General features: G+C 65.3%; 11 protein-coding genes. 8 read left to right on the top strand and 3 right to left on the bottom strand.

Translation table 11 applies throughout. The features are described 5' to 3' along the window. Positions 1-2: 2 nt before the first annotated feature. The gene (gene polA / locus AC1DXS_RS03870; RefSeq protein WP_477736259.1) at positions 3-2,834 is read right to left on the bottom strand and encodes a DNA polymerase I; all 2,832 of its coding nucleotides are present in this window, start codon (positions 2,832-2,834) and stop codon (positions 3-5) included. Between the two features lie 157 nt (positions 2,835-2,991). Between polA and AC1DXS_RS03865 the strand changes: the two genes are divergently transcribed. The 4 genes from AC1DXS_RS03865 to AC1DXS_RS03850 all read left to right on the top strand — a co-directional run bounded on the left by AC1DXS_RS03865 (position 2,992) and on the right by AC1DXS_RS03850 (position 6,056). Next, entirely contained in the window at positions 2,992-3,339 is a 348-nt protein-coding gene (locus AC1DXS_RS03865) for a hypothetical protein (RefSeq protein ID WP_477736258.1), read from the top strand. 51 nt (positions 3,340-3,390) lie between these two features. Then, a complete protein-coding gene (locus AC1DXS_RS03860; RefSeq protein WP_477736257.1) occupies positions 3,391-4,341 on the top strand; it encodes a homoserine kinase in 951 nt (316 codons plus the stop codon). A 123-nt stretch (positions 4,342-4,464) separates the two neighbouring features. Next, positions 4,465-5,298, top strand: coding sequence for a BPSS1780 family membrane protein (locus AC1DXS_RS03855; RefSeq protein ID WP_477736256.1), 834 nt, complete (start codon positions 4,465-4,467; stop codon positions 5,296-5,298). Continuing rightward, the gene (locus AC1DXS_RS03850; RefSeq protein WP_477736255.1) at positions 5,295-6,056 is read left to right on the top strand and encodes a FecR family protein; all 762 of its coding nucleotides are present in this window, start codon (positions 5,295-5,297) and stop codon (positions 6,054-6,056) included. Before AC1DXS_RS03855 ends, AC1DXS_RS03850 begins: the two co-directional genes overlap by 4 nt. Here the strand turns inward: AC1DXS_RS03850 and AC1DXS_RS03845 are convergent. Then, the gene (locus tag AC1DXS_RS03845; protein ID WP_477736254.1) at positions 6,053-8,485 is read right to left on the bottom strand and encodes a UvrD-helicase domain-containing protein; all 2,433 of its coding nucleotides are present in this window, start codon (positions 8,483-8,485) and stop codon (positions 6,053-6,055) included. The two genes, AC1DXS_RS03850 and AC1DXS_RS03845, sit on opposite strands and share 4 nt — an antisense overlap. 21 nt (positions 8,486-8,506) lie before the next feature. Between AC1DXS_RS03845 and AC1DXS_RS03840 the strand changes: the two genes are divergently transcribed. From AC1DXS_RS03840 to AC1DXS_RS03830, 3 genes are all read left to right on the top strand, one after another. Further along, positions 8,507-9,232 carry a hypothetical protein gene (locus AC1DXS_RS03840; protein WP_477736253.1) on the top strand — a complete coding sequence of 242 codons (726 nt, stop codon included), beginning with the start codon at positions 8,507-8,509 and terminating at the stop codon, positions 9,230-9,232. A 76-nt stretch (positions 9,233-9,308) separates the two neighbouring features. Beyond that, positions 9,309-12,308: a VIT domain-containing protein gene (locus AC1DXS_RS03835; protein WP_477736252.1), complete on the top strand. Its 3,000-nt coding sequence runs from the start codon at positions 9,309-9,311 to the stop codon at positions 12,306-12,308. Positions 12,309-12,589: 281 nt separating this feature from the next. Next, complete coding sequence (locus AC1DXS_RS03830; protein WP_477736251.1) at positions 12,590-13,567, top strand: GMP reductase; 978 nt, start codon at positions 12,590-12,592, stop codon at positions 13,565-13,567. Between the two features lie 118 nt (positions 13,568-13,685). Here AC1DXS_RS03830 and AC1DXS_RS03825 read toward each other — a convergent pair whose 3' ends face one another. Next, positions 13,686-14,579 carry an alpha/beta hydrolase gene (locus AC1DXS_RS03825; protein WP_477736250.1) on the bottom strand — a complete coding sequence of 298 codons (894 nt, stop codon included), beginning with the start codon at positions 14,577-14,579 and terminating at the stop codon, positions 13,686-13,688. A gap of 135 nt (positions 14,580-14,714) precedes the next feature. Between AC1DXS_RS03825 and AC1DXS_RS03820 the strand changes: the two genes are divergently transcribed. Next, on the top strand, positions 14,715-15,401 hold the full coding sequence (locus tag AC1DXS_RS03820) for a GntR family transcriptional regulator (RefSeq protein ID WP_477736249.1): 687 nt from the start codon (positions 14,715-14,717) through the stop codon (positions 15,399-15,401). Positions 15,402-15,415: the final 14 nt, after the last annotated feature.

The following is a 15,415-nucleotide window of genomic DNA, read 5'->3' as shown; positions in this document are numbered from 1 at the left end:
CGTCAGTGCGCCTTGTCCCAGTTAGGCCCAATACCAATTTCAGCCAGCAGCGGCACTTTCAAATCCGCCACACCGGCCATCAGGCGCGGTATCTCGGTGCGCACCCATTCGACTTCGGCCTCGGGCACCTCGAACACCAGTTCGTCATGCACCTGCATGATCATTTTGGTGGCGCGTTTCTCTTCGTCGAGCACTTGCTGCACCTTGTTCATGCTGAGCTTGATCAGGTCGGCCGCCGTGCCCTGCATGGGCGCGTTGATGGCCTGGCGTTCGGCGGCCTTTTTGCGCGGGCCGTTGCCGCCGGTGATTTCAGCCAGATACAGCTGCCGACCGAATACGGTTTCGACATAGTGGTGTTTCTGGGCAAACGCCACCGTCTCGTCCATGTAGTTCTTGACGCCGGGGTAGCGCTGGAAATATTTGTCGATATAGGCCGCCGCCGCCTTGGTTTCTATGCCCAGGTTGYGCGCCAGGCCGAAGCTGCTCATGCCGTAGATCAGCCCGAAGTTGATGACTTTGGCATAGCGGCGCTGTTCGCTGCTGACCTGCTCCAGCGCCACGCCGAAGACTTCGGCGGCCGTGGCACGGTGCACGTCCAGGCCGTTGGTGAAGGCACTGAGCAGCGCTTCGTCGCCGCTGATGTGGGCCATGATGCGCAGCTCGATCTGCGAGTAGTCGGCGCTGGCGATCACGCTGCCGGGGGGCGCGATGAAGGCCTCGCGCACGCGCCGGCCTTCCACGGTGCGGATAGGGATGTTCTGCAGGTTGGGGTCGTTGCTCGACAGCCGCCCCGTGACCGCCACAGCCTGCGCATAGTGCGTGTGCACGCGGCCGGTGCGGGGCAGCGCCAGCTGCGCGAGCTTGTCGGTATAGGTGCCTTTGAGCTTGCTGAGCGAACGGTGCTCCAGCAGCTTGGCGGGCAGCGGATAGTCTTCCGCCAGTTTTTCCAGCACCTCTTCATCGGTGCTGCGCGCGCCACTGGGGGTTTTTTTGATGACCGGCATGCCGAGCTTGTCGAAGAAGATCTCGCCGAGCTGCTTGGGGCTGCCCAGGTTGAAAGGCTGGCCGGCGATCTCATAGGCTTCGGCTTCCAGCTGGATGATGCGCTGGCCCAGCTCATGGCTTTGCGCGGCCAGCGTGGGCGCATCAATCATCACGCCGTTGCGTTCGATGCGGTACAGCGTTTCGCTGCTCTGCATTTCCAGTTCGTAGATGAAGCGCAGCTTCTCATTGGCCTGGATCCGCGGCCAGAGCACGCGGTGCACGTCCAGCGTCTGGTCGGAGTCTTCGCAGGAATATTCGGCGGCCTTGGCGATGTCGACCTGGTTGAACTTGATCTGGTGCGCGCCCTTGCCACACAGGTCTTCGTAGTTGATGCCGCTGCGGCCCACGTGGCGTTCGGCCAGGCTGGCCAGGCCGTGCGGCTTGGTCACTTCCAGCACATAGCTTTGCAGCATGGTGTCGTGCGCATAGCCCTGCACTTCAATGCCGTGGTTGGCGAACACATGGCGGTCGTATTTGACGTGCTGGCCCAGCTTGGGTTTGGCCGGGTTTTCCAGCCAGGATTTGAGGCGGGCCAGCACCTCGTCGCGCGGCAACTGCGCGGGCGCATCGGGGTAGTCGTGCGTGAGAGGGATGTAGGCCGCCTCGCCGGGCTTGACGCTGAAGCTCAGGCCGACGATTTCCGCCAGCATTTCGTCCAGCGAGGTGGTTTCGGTGTCCAGCGCGACGAGTTCGGCCGCTTCGATCTTGGCCAGCCAGCGATCGAAGTCCTCCCAGGTCAGCACCGTGTCGTAATTGAGGTTGCTGGCGCGCTGGGCCGGCGCCGCCTCGGTCGCGGCGGCCGGCTCGTCAAACAGGCCCGGCGAACCATCGGACGAGGCCCCGGCCTTGGCCGCCTTGGGGTGCCGTCCTTCGGGCCCGGCAGGTAACTCGGCAGGCATGCTTTCGGTGTCGATCTGCTTGACCAGGCCCTTGAAGCCGTACTTTTCATAAAAAGCCTTCAGCGCTTCGGTCTGCTGCCCGCCCATGGCAATCGCATCCAGGGCCGGCAAGCCGGCAATGTATTCGTCAAGCTCGCAGTCTTTCTTGATGGTCAGCAGTGCCCGGCCCTTGGGCAGCCAGTCCAGCGACTGGCGCAGGTTCTCGCCGACCACGCCCTTGATCTCGCCGGCGCGCGCCACCAGCGCATCGAGCGAGCCGTATTCGAGYAGCCACTTCACAGCAGTCTTGGGGCCGACCTTGGGCACGCCGGGCACATTGTCGACCGCGTCGCCGACCAGGGCCTGGTAATCGATCATCAGCCGCGGCGGCACGCCGAATTCGGCCTCGACCCCGGCCACGTCCCGGCGCCGGTCGTTCATGGTGTCGATGACGGTGATGTTTTCGTCGACCAGCTGGCTCAAGTCCTTATCGCCGCTGGAAATAATCACCTCAATGCCCTGGCTGGATGCCAGGCAGGCCAGTGTGCCGATCACGTCGTCGGCCTCCACGCCAGGAACGTCCAGCACCTTCCAGCCCAGGAGGCGCACCACCTCATGGATGGGCTCGACCTGGCTGCGCAGGTCGTCGGGCATGGGCGAGCGCTGGGCTTTGTAGTCGGGGTAGAGCGCGTCGCGGAAGGTCGGCCCCTTGGCATCGAACACGCAGGCGGCGAAGTCGGCGCGCACATCCTTGCGCAGCTTCTGCATCATGTTGACCATGCCGCGTATGGCGCCTGTGGCCGGGCTGGCCGGGTCGCCCGGGTTGGCGCGCAGGTCGGGCATGGCGTGGAAGGCGCGATACAGGTAGCTGGAGCCGTCCACCAGCAGCAACGTTTTTTTGTCGGTACTCATGGGGCCTGATTGTCGGGGAAATCGGCCCGGCCCCGCCGGAGGCGGCACAAGCGCCCCGCTCGGGCGCCAGCATGCGGTTTTCGCCTACAGGGGCAGCCTCTTAATTACGACAGGGCGAGGCTTTGTCGCCCGCCGTTCGCAGGCCTACAATGCAGGCATGAACCACGCTCTTCGCCTCCTTATCGCTGCAGCCGCAGCGCTGCCGCTGGCCGCGGCCATGGCACAGGCACCCGCGCAAGACGCGGCTGCGCCCGCCAAGGCAGAGGCGCCGCCGGCCCCCTCGGGTCGGCCCGACCAGACCATCAAGCGCATACGCACGGAAGATGCCGGCACCCGCATCGACGAACTGCGCGTAGGCGGCGAAACCCAGCAGATCACGGTGCAACCCAAGACCGGCGGCGCGGCTTACGAAGTCAAACCGGCCGAAGGCGCCAGGGGCTCCGCACCCGGCTCCACCAGCAACGACACCAACGGTTCGCGCGTCTGGAATGTGCTGAAGTTCTGACCGCCCAATTTCCATACACAACTTCAAGAATTCCAGGGCTCAGTTTCAGGCATGGCCGTATACACCGAAGTCTCGTTTGACGAGGCTGCAGCGTTCTTGAACGCCCTGAATCTGGGGCAGCTGCAAAACATCAAGGGTGCCGCGGGCGGCATCGAAAACACCAACTACTTTGTGGACACCGACCAGGGCCAGTATGTGCTGACCCTGTTCGAGCGCCTGAGCTTCGATCAGTTGCCCTTTTACCTGCACCTGATGCAGCACCTGGCGGCGCACGGCATCCCGGTGCCTGATCCGGCCGGCGATACCAAGGGCAACATCCTCCATGAGCTCAAAGGCAAGCCGGCCTCGGTGGTCAGCAAGCTGCGCGGCCACAGTGAACTCGCGCCCACAGCAGCGCACTGCGCGGGCGTGGGCGAGGCGCTGGCGCGCATGCACCTGGCGGGCCTGGACTACCCGCGCCGCCAGCCCAACCTGCGCGGCCTTGAGTGGTGGAACGAAACGGTGCCCGTGGTGCTGCCCCACCTCACGCCCGAACAAAGCAGCCTGATCCTGGGCGAACTGGCCTACCAGAACCATGTGGCGGCCTCCTCGGCCTGCCGAAGCCTGCCCAGCGGCGTCGTGCACGCCGACCTGTTTCGCGACAACGTGATGTTTGAGGACGGCAAGCTCACCGGTTTTTTTGATTTTTACTTCGCCGGCTGCGACACCTTTTTGTTCGACATCGCGGTCTGTCTCAACGACTGGTGCATAGACCTGGCCACGGGCGCCAAAGATGACGAACGCTCCGCTGCCTTTCTGGCGGCCTACCAGGCGGTGCGCCCGCTGACCGCGCAGGAGCGCCAGCTGCTGCCGGCCATGCAGCGCGCCGGCGCCCTGCGCTTCTGGCTGTCCCGGCTGTGGGATTTGCATTTGCCGCGCGAGGCCGCCGTGCTCAAGGCGCATGATCCCAGCCACTTCGAGCGTGTGCTGCGCGAGCGGCTTGCGCGGCCTTACGTTCTGTAGGCATTGCAGTGCGGCCGGATTCCCGGCCCCGCCGCAACCCGCGCCGGTTTAAGGCACACTGCCCCCTGCATCCCCGCCGTTTCCGCCACAGGCTACTTTCCCGCCAAGTCGCAACCCCAGACCATGAAACTCAACATCGTTCCCGCAAGCACAGGCATCACCTGGGTCAAGCTGGGCGTCAAAACCTTTTTTCAGCAGCCCCTGGCCCTGTCCGGCCTGTTCTTCCTCTATATGGCGGCAGCCGCGCTGCTGTCGCTTTTGCCTGTGCTCGGTCCCATCCTCGGGCTCATGATCGTGCCGGCCGCCACGCTGGGCCTGATGGCCGCCACGCAGGAAGCGATCAAGGGGAAATTCCCCATGCCGACGGTGCTGATCAGCGCTTTCCGCGCAGGCCGCCAGAGAATGCGCGCCATGCTGATCCTTGGGGCCCTGTACGCGGCGGCCTGCATGCTGGTCATCATGCTGGTCCCTTTGCTGGTGGATGCCCCGCCCGCCCTGCCTGCCGATGCGGGACGGGAAGCCATGATGACGCCGCAGTACCAGCTGGCCATGATGAAGAACACGGCCGTGATGCTGCTGTTGTACTTTCCGGTAATGGTGCTTTTCTGGCACGCGCCCGCATTGGTCCACTGGCACGGCGTTTCGCCAGTCAAAAGCCTGTTTTTCAGCATCGTTGCATGCATCCGCAACGCCGGCGCCTTTTTGATGTACGGCCTGGGCTGGGCCGCGCTGCTCATGGGACTGATCACGGTTCTCGGATTGGTGGGAGGCCTGGCCGGCAACGTTGAATGGGCCGCCAAAGCCATGCTACCCATCGTATTGATCCTGCCGGCCATGGTTTTTACCTCGATTTACTTCACATTTCGTGATAGCTTCGTGGCCACGCCACCCGACGATTCGACGGGGAGCGCTGAGGACGCCCAAAACATCAACGACAACCCCGGAGATGCTCCATGACCCAGCACCAGTTGCAAGGCCGTAGCGAAAAAGAGATTTTGTGGTTTCAAAGGCGTGACACGCTCAAGGCCGCCGCGGCCTGGGTCGCCATGGGCGGGCTGCCCGCCGCCATGGCGCAGCAGCGCAGCAATATCGTCGAACTCCGGGGCGACGCCCTGCTCAACGGCAACCGGCTGCAAAACGGCCAGACCATCCTGACCGGCGACCAGATACAGACCGGCCCGGGCTCCAACCTGATGTTCGTCATCGGCAACTCGGCCTTCCAGGTGCGCGAGAACTCGATGATCACGGTGGAGCGCGGCAGCTCACTCAACAGCGTGAGCCTGCTGCGCATGATCACGGGCGCCGTGGTCAGCGTCTGGGGCAAGGGCAGCAGCCGCTCCATCGTCATGCCCACCCTGACAGCCGGCATACGCGGCACCGGCGTGTATGCCGAGGTGTTCGCCGCCCAGGACAACCGCAGCTATTTCTGCAACTGCTACGGCACGGTCGACATGGAGTCGAACGGCCAGAGAGTCCTCTCGCAATCCAACTACCACCAGGCCTTCTGGGGTGAAGTGACACCCCGCGACGGCCGCCAGCTGACGCCGGCAAACGCGATCAACCACAGCGACGAGGAACTGGAGTTTCTGGCCGGGCTGGTCAACCAGCAAACCGCCTGGCAGGCGGCCGGCCGCAAAGGCGTGAAAGACGGCCGTGGTTATATGGACCCGCAGCCGGGCCAGATGCACCCGGCGCAGATGCCGGTCATGCGCTAAACCACGGTCAGTTTCGCCACGCTCAGCGCCAGCCACTTCACGCCATGCCGCGTGAAGTTGATCTGCGCGCGCGCATCGTCACCGCTGCCTTCGAGCATCATCACCTTGCCCTCGCCGAACTTGGCGTGAAACACTTCCATGCCGGCCTTGAGCCCGTGCGAGGGCGCGCTCTTTTGCGGCGGTACAGGCGGGTTGGCAAAGCGCTCGGACGCGCCGGTTTTTGACGAAAACACGCTGCTGGCCCAGTCCTTGCGCCCACCGCCCGCCTGGCCGCTGCCGCCCCAGGCGCCTGAGCCGCCCATGCCCGAGGCAAAACCCTGGTTTTTGGGCGTGATCCATTTGAGAGCGGCTTCGGGCAGCTCGTCAAAAAAGCGGCTCTTGAGGTTGTAGCGCGTCTGGCCGTGCAGCATGCGGGTCTGCGAATGGCTGAGGTAGAGCCGCTTGCGCGCGCGCGTGATCGCGACGTACATCAGGCGGCGTTCCTCCTCCAGCCCGTCGCGGTCGCTCATGGAGTTTTCATGCGGGAAGATGCCGTCTTCCAGGCCGGTGATAAAGACGCAATCGAATTCCAGCCCTTTGGAGGAATGCACCGTCATGAGCTGCACCGCGTCCTGGCCGGCCTGCGCCTGGTTGTCGCCGGATTCAAGCGCTGCATGCGTGAGGAAGGCCGCCAGCGGCGACAGCGTTTCGCCGGTTTCAGTGTCGGGCGCCAGGGCCTCGGGCAGAGGCTCGTCGAGTTGCGGCGCGGACGCATCCAGCCCCTGGCTGGCCGGCGATTGCGTGAGGCGCCCGCCCAGTTCGTCGACCGGCAGCGCCACCGCATCCCGGCCGAAGCCTTCCTGGCTCACGAAGGACTCGGCGGCATTGACCAGTTCGGCCAGATTTTCCAGCCGGTCCTGGCCTTCTTTTTCGGTTTTGTAGTGTTCCTCGAGGCCGCTGTGCTGCAGCACCAGCTCGATGATCTCGCGCAGGCTCAGGCCGGTGGTCTGCTCGCGCAGCACGTCGATCTTGGCCGCGAAAGCACCCAGGTTGGCGCCGGCCTTGCCCGGCACAGCGCTCACGCCGTCGTAGAGTGAGCAGCCCGCGGCGCGCGCGGTGTCCTGCAGTTGCTCTATGCTGCGCGCGCCTATGCCGCGCGGCGGGAAATTGACGACGCGCATAAAGCTGGTGTCGTCGCGCGGGTTCTCCAGCAGGCGCAGGTAAGCGAGCGCATGCTTGATTTCGGCGCGCTCGAAAAAGCGCAGGCCGCCGTAAACGCGGTAGGGCACGCCGGCATTAAAAAGCGCGGTTTCCATCACCCGGCTTTGCGCATTGCTGCGGTAGAGCAGCGCGATCTCCTTGCGCTCCACGCCGTCGCGCACCAATTGCTTGACCTCGTCGACAAACCACTGCGCCTCTGCGAAATCGGTGGCCGACTCGTAAACGCGCACTGGCTCGCCGGGGCCGGCCTCGGTGCGCAGGTTTTTGCCCAGGCGCTTGCTGTTGTGGCTGATCAGCTCGTTGGCCGAGTCGAGGATGTTGCCGAAGCTGCGGTAGTTGCGCTCCAGCTTGATCTGGTGCCGGACCTCGAACTCGCGCACAAAGTCGGCCATGTTGCCGACGCGCGCGCCGCGAAAGGCGTAAATGCTCTGGTCGTCGTCGCCCACCGCGATCACCGAGCCGCCGGGCATGGCCTCGCCGCCCTGGCTCGCATCCGGCCCCTGCCCCGCCAGCATCTTGATCCAGGCGTACTGCAGCTTGTTGGTATCCTGAAACTCGTCGATCAGGATGTGGCGAAAACGCCGCTGGTAATGCTCGCGCACGGGCGCGTTGTCGCGCAGCAGCTCGTAGCTACGCAGCATCAGCTCGCCGAAATCGACCACGCCTTCGCGCTGGCACTGCTCTTCATACAGCGCATAGATCTCGACCTTTTTGCGGCCTTCTTCGTCGCGCACCTGCACGTCCTTGGCGCGCAGGCCGTCTTCCTTGTTGCCGGCGATGAACCACATCAGTTCCTTGGGCGGAAAGCGCTCGTCGTCGACGTTGAACTGCTTGCACAGGCGCTTGATGGCCGAGAGCTGGTCCTGCGTGTCCAGGATCTGGAAGCTCTGCGGCAGGTTGGCCAGCTTGTAGTGGGCGCGCAAAAAGCGGTTGCACAGCCCGTGGAAGGTGCCTATCCACATGCCGCGCACATTGACCGGCAGCATGGCCGACAGGCGCGCCAGCATCTCCTTGGCGGCCTTGTTGGTGAAGGTGACGGCCAGGATGCCACCGGGAGAGACCTGCCCGGTCTGCAACAACCAGGCGATGCGCGTCGTCAAAACCCGGGTCTTGCCGGAGCCCGCCCCCGCGAGAATCAGGGCATGCGTGGGAGGCAAGGTGACCGCGGCCAGTTGCTCCGGGTTAAGATTTTGTAAGAGTGGGGAGGTTGGCGCGACTTCTGAGAACATCCCTCATTGTAGAAAGCCCCGATGAAACCATTTGCTCCCCGCCCTTCGGCCCTGCCCTTCACAGCGTTAATCACCCTCCTGGCGGCGCTGGCGGCCGGGCAGGCGCGGGCCCAGTCTTTCTGCGCCAGCGACGGGCAGTCCAAGCCCACGCAACTCCTGGAGCGCTTTATCAACGCCAATTGCGACAGCTGCTGGGCCGACCCGGCCGCGCCCAAGGCCGGCGCCGGCCAGCTCGCGCTGGACTGGGTGCTGCCCGGCGACAAGGGCGACGACGCACCGTTGTCGGCCGTGGCCGCCCGCGAGACACTGGACCGGCTGGCTGCACTGCGCCAAAGCCCGCCTGCGCAAACCCTGGCCAGCACCCTGCCGGTGCGCGGGCTGCAGGGCGCCACCCTGCGCGTGGCCCACGGCCTGCCGCTCAGCGGCTACCTGGGCACCTCGATTGAACTCAAACCCATCCCGGCCGCCGCCAAAGGCCGGCAGTGGACGGCCTGGCTGGCCCTGGTCGAAACCCTGCCGGCGGGCACAGAAGGCTCGACGGTGGAGCGCAACCTGGTCAGGAATGTGATCCAGGTCCCCTGGGACGGCCGCAAGCTGCCGGCCAAGGGCGCACCGAACCGTTTCTTCGACGCGCGCTCCATGAGCATCGCGCAAGGTGCCAATCCCGAACGCATGCGGGTGCTGGGCTGGGTGGAGGACGACAAGGGCCGGGTGCTGGCTGCGGCCCAGTCCCGTTGCGCCTCTTAAAAAAATTCTCGACGCTTAACCCCTTTCTGCTGCGAGCCCCGTTTCAGGGTGCATCGCCAACAACAAGGGGATTTCAATGCCACTCGGCTACACCGCGCGCAGCGCCATCCGTTTCCTTCAGGCTTTGGTTGCGGCCTGCCTCAGCCTCCAGGCGCTGGCCACAAGCCCRCCACCGCCGCCTCCTCCCAGCGTCAAATTCATGCCGCCGCCCGACTGGCGGCCGCCGGCCATTGCCGTCAACCAGAACATCGGCCAGCCCATACGACTGCGGGCAGCCACCGTGGAAGTCGACCTGTTCGGCGACCAGGCCCGCACCAGCGTCGAGCTGCGCCTCTTCAACCCCAACCCACGCATCCTCGAGGGTGAGCTGCAGTTCCCGCTGCAGGAAGGCCAGGTGGTCACCGGCTTCGCGCTGGACGTCAACGGCCGGCTGCGCGATGCGGTGCCCGTACCCAAGGCCAAGGGCCAGGAAATCTTTGAAGACATACGCCGCCGGCGCGTGGACCCAGGGCTGCTGGAAGCCGCGGCCGGCAACCAGTACAAGCTGCGCGTCTACCCGATCCCGGCCATGGGGGAAAGGCGCGTTGTCATTACTTTCAACGAAACCCTGCCGCGCCAACGCGATGCCGGCGTGCTCAGGGTGCCGCTGATGTTCGCATCGACCGTGGGGCAGTTGCAGCTCAGGGTGCGCGCCCACGGCGCCGCTCGCGAGGACGTGCAAGTGCTGCAGGCGCCCGCCGGCACGGAACTGGATATGAGCACCACCGGCACGGAAGTGTCCCTGCAAAAGAGCCAGTGGCAAGCACCCCAGGGCCCGGCCGGCTGGCTGCAGCTCGCGCTGCGCCGCACGGGCAAGCCCCAGATCATGGTGGGCGAGACCGGCGGCAAGACTTTTTTTGCCGGGCAACTCGACCTGCGTGATGAACCCGTGAGGCGGCCCGCCCCGTCGCACATCGCGCTAGTGTGGGACGCCTCGGCCTCGGCCGCGACGCAAGCCCGCGTGTTGCCGGTGCTGGAGGCCTACTTCCGCAAGCTCGGCAAACCCGTGAAGCTCAGCCTGCTGGTGGTGCGCAACAAGGCGGAGGCCATGCGCAGCTTCACCGTGGCGCCGGGCCGCTTTGAGGAACTGGCCGAGGTGCTGCGCGCGGAGCCTTTCGACGGCTCCAGCAATTTCGACGATCTGCCGATTCCCGCCGACGCGGACACCACCCTGATGGTGACCGACGGCCTGATGACAGACGGCAAAAAACTCATCCGCTACACCCATACGGCGCCTGTGATGGTGATCAACGGCGCGGCCTCCGCCGACATGGCACGGCTCGCCCGGCTGGCCGACCGCACCGGCGGCGCGCTGGTGGATGCCGCGCTGCTGTCCCCCGAAGACGGCGCGCAGGCCATGCTGATGCAGGGCTGGCGCATCGAGAAGCTGTCCAGCCTGTCGGCGCGGCAGCTCGTCACGCCGACGGCACGCGTGAGCCAGGGCCGCATCTCGGTGGCCGGCGAGCTGCTGGACAGCCAGGCGCGCATCGACATCACGCTCGCGCACCCGGACGGCCGCAGACGCACGCTTGCGCTGCAGGTGAACGCCAAGCCGGTCAGCGGCCACTGGCCCGGCCAGCAATGGGCCCAGTGGCGCAGCGCCGAGCTGGCAGAAAACGCCGGACTGCACAGCGCTGAACTGCAACGCATCGCAGCCACACACGGCATCGTGGGACCCAACAGCTCGCTGATCGTGCTGGAGCTGGCCTCCGACTATGCGCGCTACAGCCTGCCCGCCCCGCCAGAGCTCGCCGATGAGGTGGCGCGGCTGGGCCAGCAGCAACTCGCGCAGGCGGCGCAGACACGACAGGCCTACATCGAAACCATGGTGCGGCAGTTTGACGAAAGGCAAAGCTGGTGGGGCAGAGACTTTCCAAAAAACACCCCCAAGCGGGCCGAGCCCAAGGCCGAGATGCTGATCAGCCAGGGCGGCCTCGGCAGCCTGGCCGGTGCGGCGCGCTCACGCGAGCAGGCCCGGCCTGCGCCTGCACCGGCCCTCTCTGTCGCGCCCGCTGCGCCTGCTGCTGCGGCTCCCTCAGCCGCGCCCGCCATGGCCGCCGAGGCTCGTGCCGACACCGCCGACAAGCGCAGCGCCAAACAGGCCGCCACCGCGCCTGCCGCCACCATCGCGCTGCAGGCCTGGGCACCCGACGCGCCCTATATGAAGCGCCTGCAAAATGCCGGCAAGGACGAGCTGTACCGCGTCTACCTGGACGAGCGCGCCGCCTACCTCAGCAGCAGTTCCTTCTACATGGATGCGGCCGGCGTGTTCTTCGACCGCGGCCTGCCGGAGCTGGGGCTGCGCGTGCTCTCCAATCTGGCCGAGATGAACCTGGAAAACCGCCAGCTGCTGCGCCTTTACGCCTACCGCCTGGTGCAGGCGCGCCGCAATGACCTGGCCGTGCCCGTGTTCGAACGCATCAGCGAACTGGCGCCCAACGAGCCGCAATCGTGGCGCGACCTGGGCCTTGCGCTGGCCGAGAGCGGCCAGCCGCAGCGCGCCGTCAACGCCTTGTGGGAAGTGGTGTCGCAGCCCTGGAACGGCCGCTTCGCCGGCATCAACATGATCGCGCTGGCTGAACTCAACGCCATTGCCGCCCAGGCCAGCGCCAGCGGCCAGCCCGCGCTGGACCTCAGCCGTGTGGACACTCGCCTGCGCCGCAACCTGCCACTGGCCTTGCGTGTGGTGATGGCCTGGGATACCGACGACACCGACATCGACATGTGGGTGAGCGACCCCAACGGCGAGCGGGCCAGCTATGCCAACCGCCTCACTTACCAGGGCGGCGCCATGAGCCCCGACGCCACGGGCGGCTATGGCCCCGAGGAGTTCTCGCTCAAGACGGCCAAGCCCGGCAAGTACGGCGTGGAAGCCCAGTTTTTCGGCCATCGCCAGCAGGTGCTGTCTGCAGGCACCACGGTGATGGTGCGCGTGACCACCGGCTTCGGCACGCCGCAGGCGCGCGACGAATGGACCACCTTGCGGCTCACGCGCGGCCAGGAGACGGTTCGCGTCGCCGAGGTTGAGCTGCGCTGAAGGGTCTCCCCCTCTTGATACCGGATTATCAAGATGCCACTGTGCATATAAAGGCTATAACGCTATGCGGAGTGCTTCCTGCATGAGAGGCGCATAGAATCAATCACCGGGCCCAAGCAATTGCGCCCGGTTTTAGCTTCAGCATGACAAGCCCTGCGGGCAATTGTCAGCTTCCGCTGAAACTCTCTTGCGAGAGTTTTTTGTTGCCGTCCCGGCAGCATAAGCCGGTCCAGTCCAAGCGCCTTCTGTTCTTCAACAGTTTTCTAAGGAGCTTGGGAATCATGGAAATCTTCGACTACGACAACATCCTGCTGCTGCCGCGCAAATGCCGCGTGGAAAGCCGCTCCGAATGCGACGCCAGCGCGACGCTGGGCGGGCGCAGCTTCCGCATCCCGGTGGTGCCGGCGAACATGAAGACGGTGGTCAATGAAGACATCTGCGCCTGGATGGCGAAGAACGGCTACTTCTACGTCATGCACCGCTTTGACCTGGATAACGTCCAGTTCGTCAAGGACATGCAAGCCCGCGGCGCCTATGCGTCCATCTCGCTGGGTGTGAAGAAACCCGACTATGACACGGTGGACCGCCTGGCGGCCGAGGGCCTGGTGCCCGAGTACATCACCATAGACATCGCGCACGGCCATGCCGACACGGTGCAGAAGATGATCGCCTACCTCAAGCAGCAGCTGCCGGCCTCCTTTGTGATCGCCGGCAACGTCGGTACGCCCGAAGCCGTCATTGACCTCGAAAACTGGGGCGCCGACGCGACCAAGGTCGGCATAGGCCCGGGCAAGGTCTGCATCACCAAGATGAAAACCGGCTTCGGCACCGGCGGCTGGCAGCTCTCGGCGCTCAAGTGGTGCGCGCGCGTGGCCACCAAGCCCATCATTGCCGACGGCGGCATACGCGAGCACGGCGACATTGCGAAGTCGATCCGCTTTGGTGCGACCATGGTGATGATCGGCTCCATGCTCGCGGGCCTGGAAGAAAGCCCGGGCAAGACCGTCGAGGTCGACGGCAAGCTGTTCAAGGAGTACTACGGCAGCGCCTCGGACTTCAACAAGGGCGAGTACAAGCACGTCGAGGGCAAACGCATACTGGAGCCGGTCAAGGGCACGCTGGCCGACACGCTGCGCGAAATGGAAGAAGACATCCAGAGCTCCATCAGCTATGCCGGCGGCACCAGGCTGCTGGACATCCGCAAGGTCAACTACGTCACGCTGGGCGGCGATAACGCAGGCGAGCACCTACTGATGTAATTCCATTTCTACTTCAAAGCGATAGGTCGTTGCGCCGCCTTGCCGTGCTGTAGCACTGTCTGCGGCGGCGCGCCTACTCTCGCATTGAATTAGAAATGGAATAAGCGCCCCAATCGGTCTATTTTCGAGTCGAAGAAAGTCCCAACAAATCCAGCGCGAGGCCGTGCAGCCGGTGATCCGTCTCAGCCAATGCATCCAGCGCGCTGAAGTGGTTGCGGCGCAAATGCGATTCGCACACCGGCACGATGCGCTCGCCCCAGGCCTGCTGGATCAGCAGGTTCTGGCGCAGGAACTCGGCGCTTTCGTCAGCCCCCGCCACGCTGTAGAGCGTGCCGCGGCGCGGCGCCGGCAGCAGCGCCGGGCTGGCCTTGGCGACCTGCTCGGGCGTGAGCTTGAGCGAGTCTTTCACGAAGGGCGCGTGGCGCATGGGCTCCAGGTCGTACAGGCCTGAAATCGACAGCGCATTTTTCACCAGGTCCGCCGGCAGATCATCGGCATAAGCCTTCCAGTCGCACAGCAGCAGCATGGCCGCCAGGTGGCCGCCGGCGGAGTGCCCGGCCACCGTGATGCGGTTGGGGTCGCCGCCGTAGCGGGCGATGTGGCGCCAGGTCCAGGCCAGGGCCTTGACCATCTGCATGGTGATCTCGGGAATCGTCACCGCGGGGCACAGGGCGTAGTTGGGCACCACGACACAGGCGCCGGCCTCGGTGAAGGGCGGCACGATGAAGGAGTGGTCGGACTTGTCCAGGGCCCGCCAGTAGCCGCCGTGGATGAACACCAGCACCGGCGCGCCCTTACCCGCCTTGACGCCTTGCGTGCCGAAGCCGGCGGCCGGAAACACATCCAGCATTTCGCCCGCATGGTTGCCGTAGGGCACGTCGACCTGGCAGGGCAGGCGTTTGCGCACGGCTTGCGAATCGGCGGCCCAGCGCGCGAAGTAGGCCGGGTGCTCGGGCACCAGCGCGCGGTTGTTGTACATGCGGTCCAGCCAGGCGGGATCGAAGGGGTTCATTGTTGTTCTCCTGAAAAATGGCAAAGCAGTCAGTGGCCGCCATCTTGGCACAGCCCGGCCAGCCTATCGCCACACCTGGGTAAACCCTGCTACATCAGCCTCCATGTCAATGTATTCTGTATACAGAGTACAAATATGACTTCTCAACTGATCAAAATCGAATCCACCCCCGACCTGGTCGACCAGGTCTACCGCAACCTGCTGGACGCCATCAGCGAAGGCTCGCTGGCGCCGGGCGCGCGCATCACGCAGGAAGAGATCGCCGCGCAGCTCGCGGTTTCACGCCAGCCGGTGCTGCAGGCCTTGCGCCTGCTGAAAAAAGGCGGCTTTGTGCTGGACGCGCCCGGCCGCGGCGTGCTGGTCGCGCCGCTGGACGTGGCCTGGCTGGTGCAGATTTACCAGGTGCGCAGCGCACTCGATGCGCTGGCCGCCCGCCTGGCCGCGCAGGCACATGCCCGGCTGGACCCGCAGCTGGTCAGCCAGGGCCGGCAAGCCGCACGCGGCAGCGACGTCAAGGCCATGATGGCGGCCGATGCGCGCTTTCATGCGGCAATTTATGAAGCCTCGGGCAACCCGCTGATCGCCCAGAGCGCGCAACTGCACTGGCACCACATACGCCGCGCCATGGGCGCCGTGCTGCAGGTGTCGACCATGCGCGAATCGATCTGGGACGAGCACGAGGCCATCGCCCAAGCCATTGCCGCCGGCAACGCCGACAAGGCCGAGGCGCTGATACGCGAGCACGGCGAGGAAGCCGGCCACAACCTGGCAAGGCTGCTGTCCAGCGCCTTGGCCCAGCCCGCCGCGTCCACCGCCCCCTGAAGCACCCGAACAAC

This window comes from Polaromonas sp. P3_B1 (assembly GCF_056402935.1).
The sequence above is the reverse complement of the archived record's forward strand: the minus strand, read 5'-3'. Positions and strand labels throughout refer to the sequence as shown.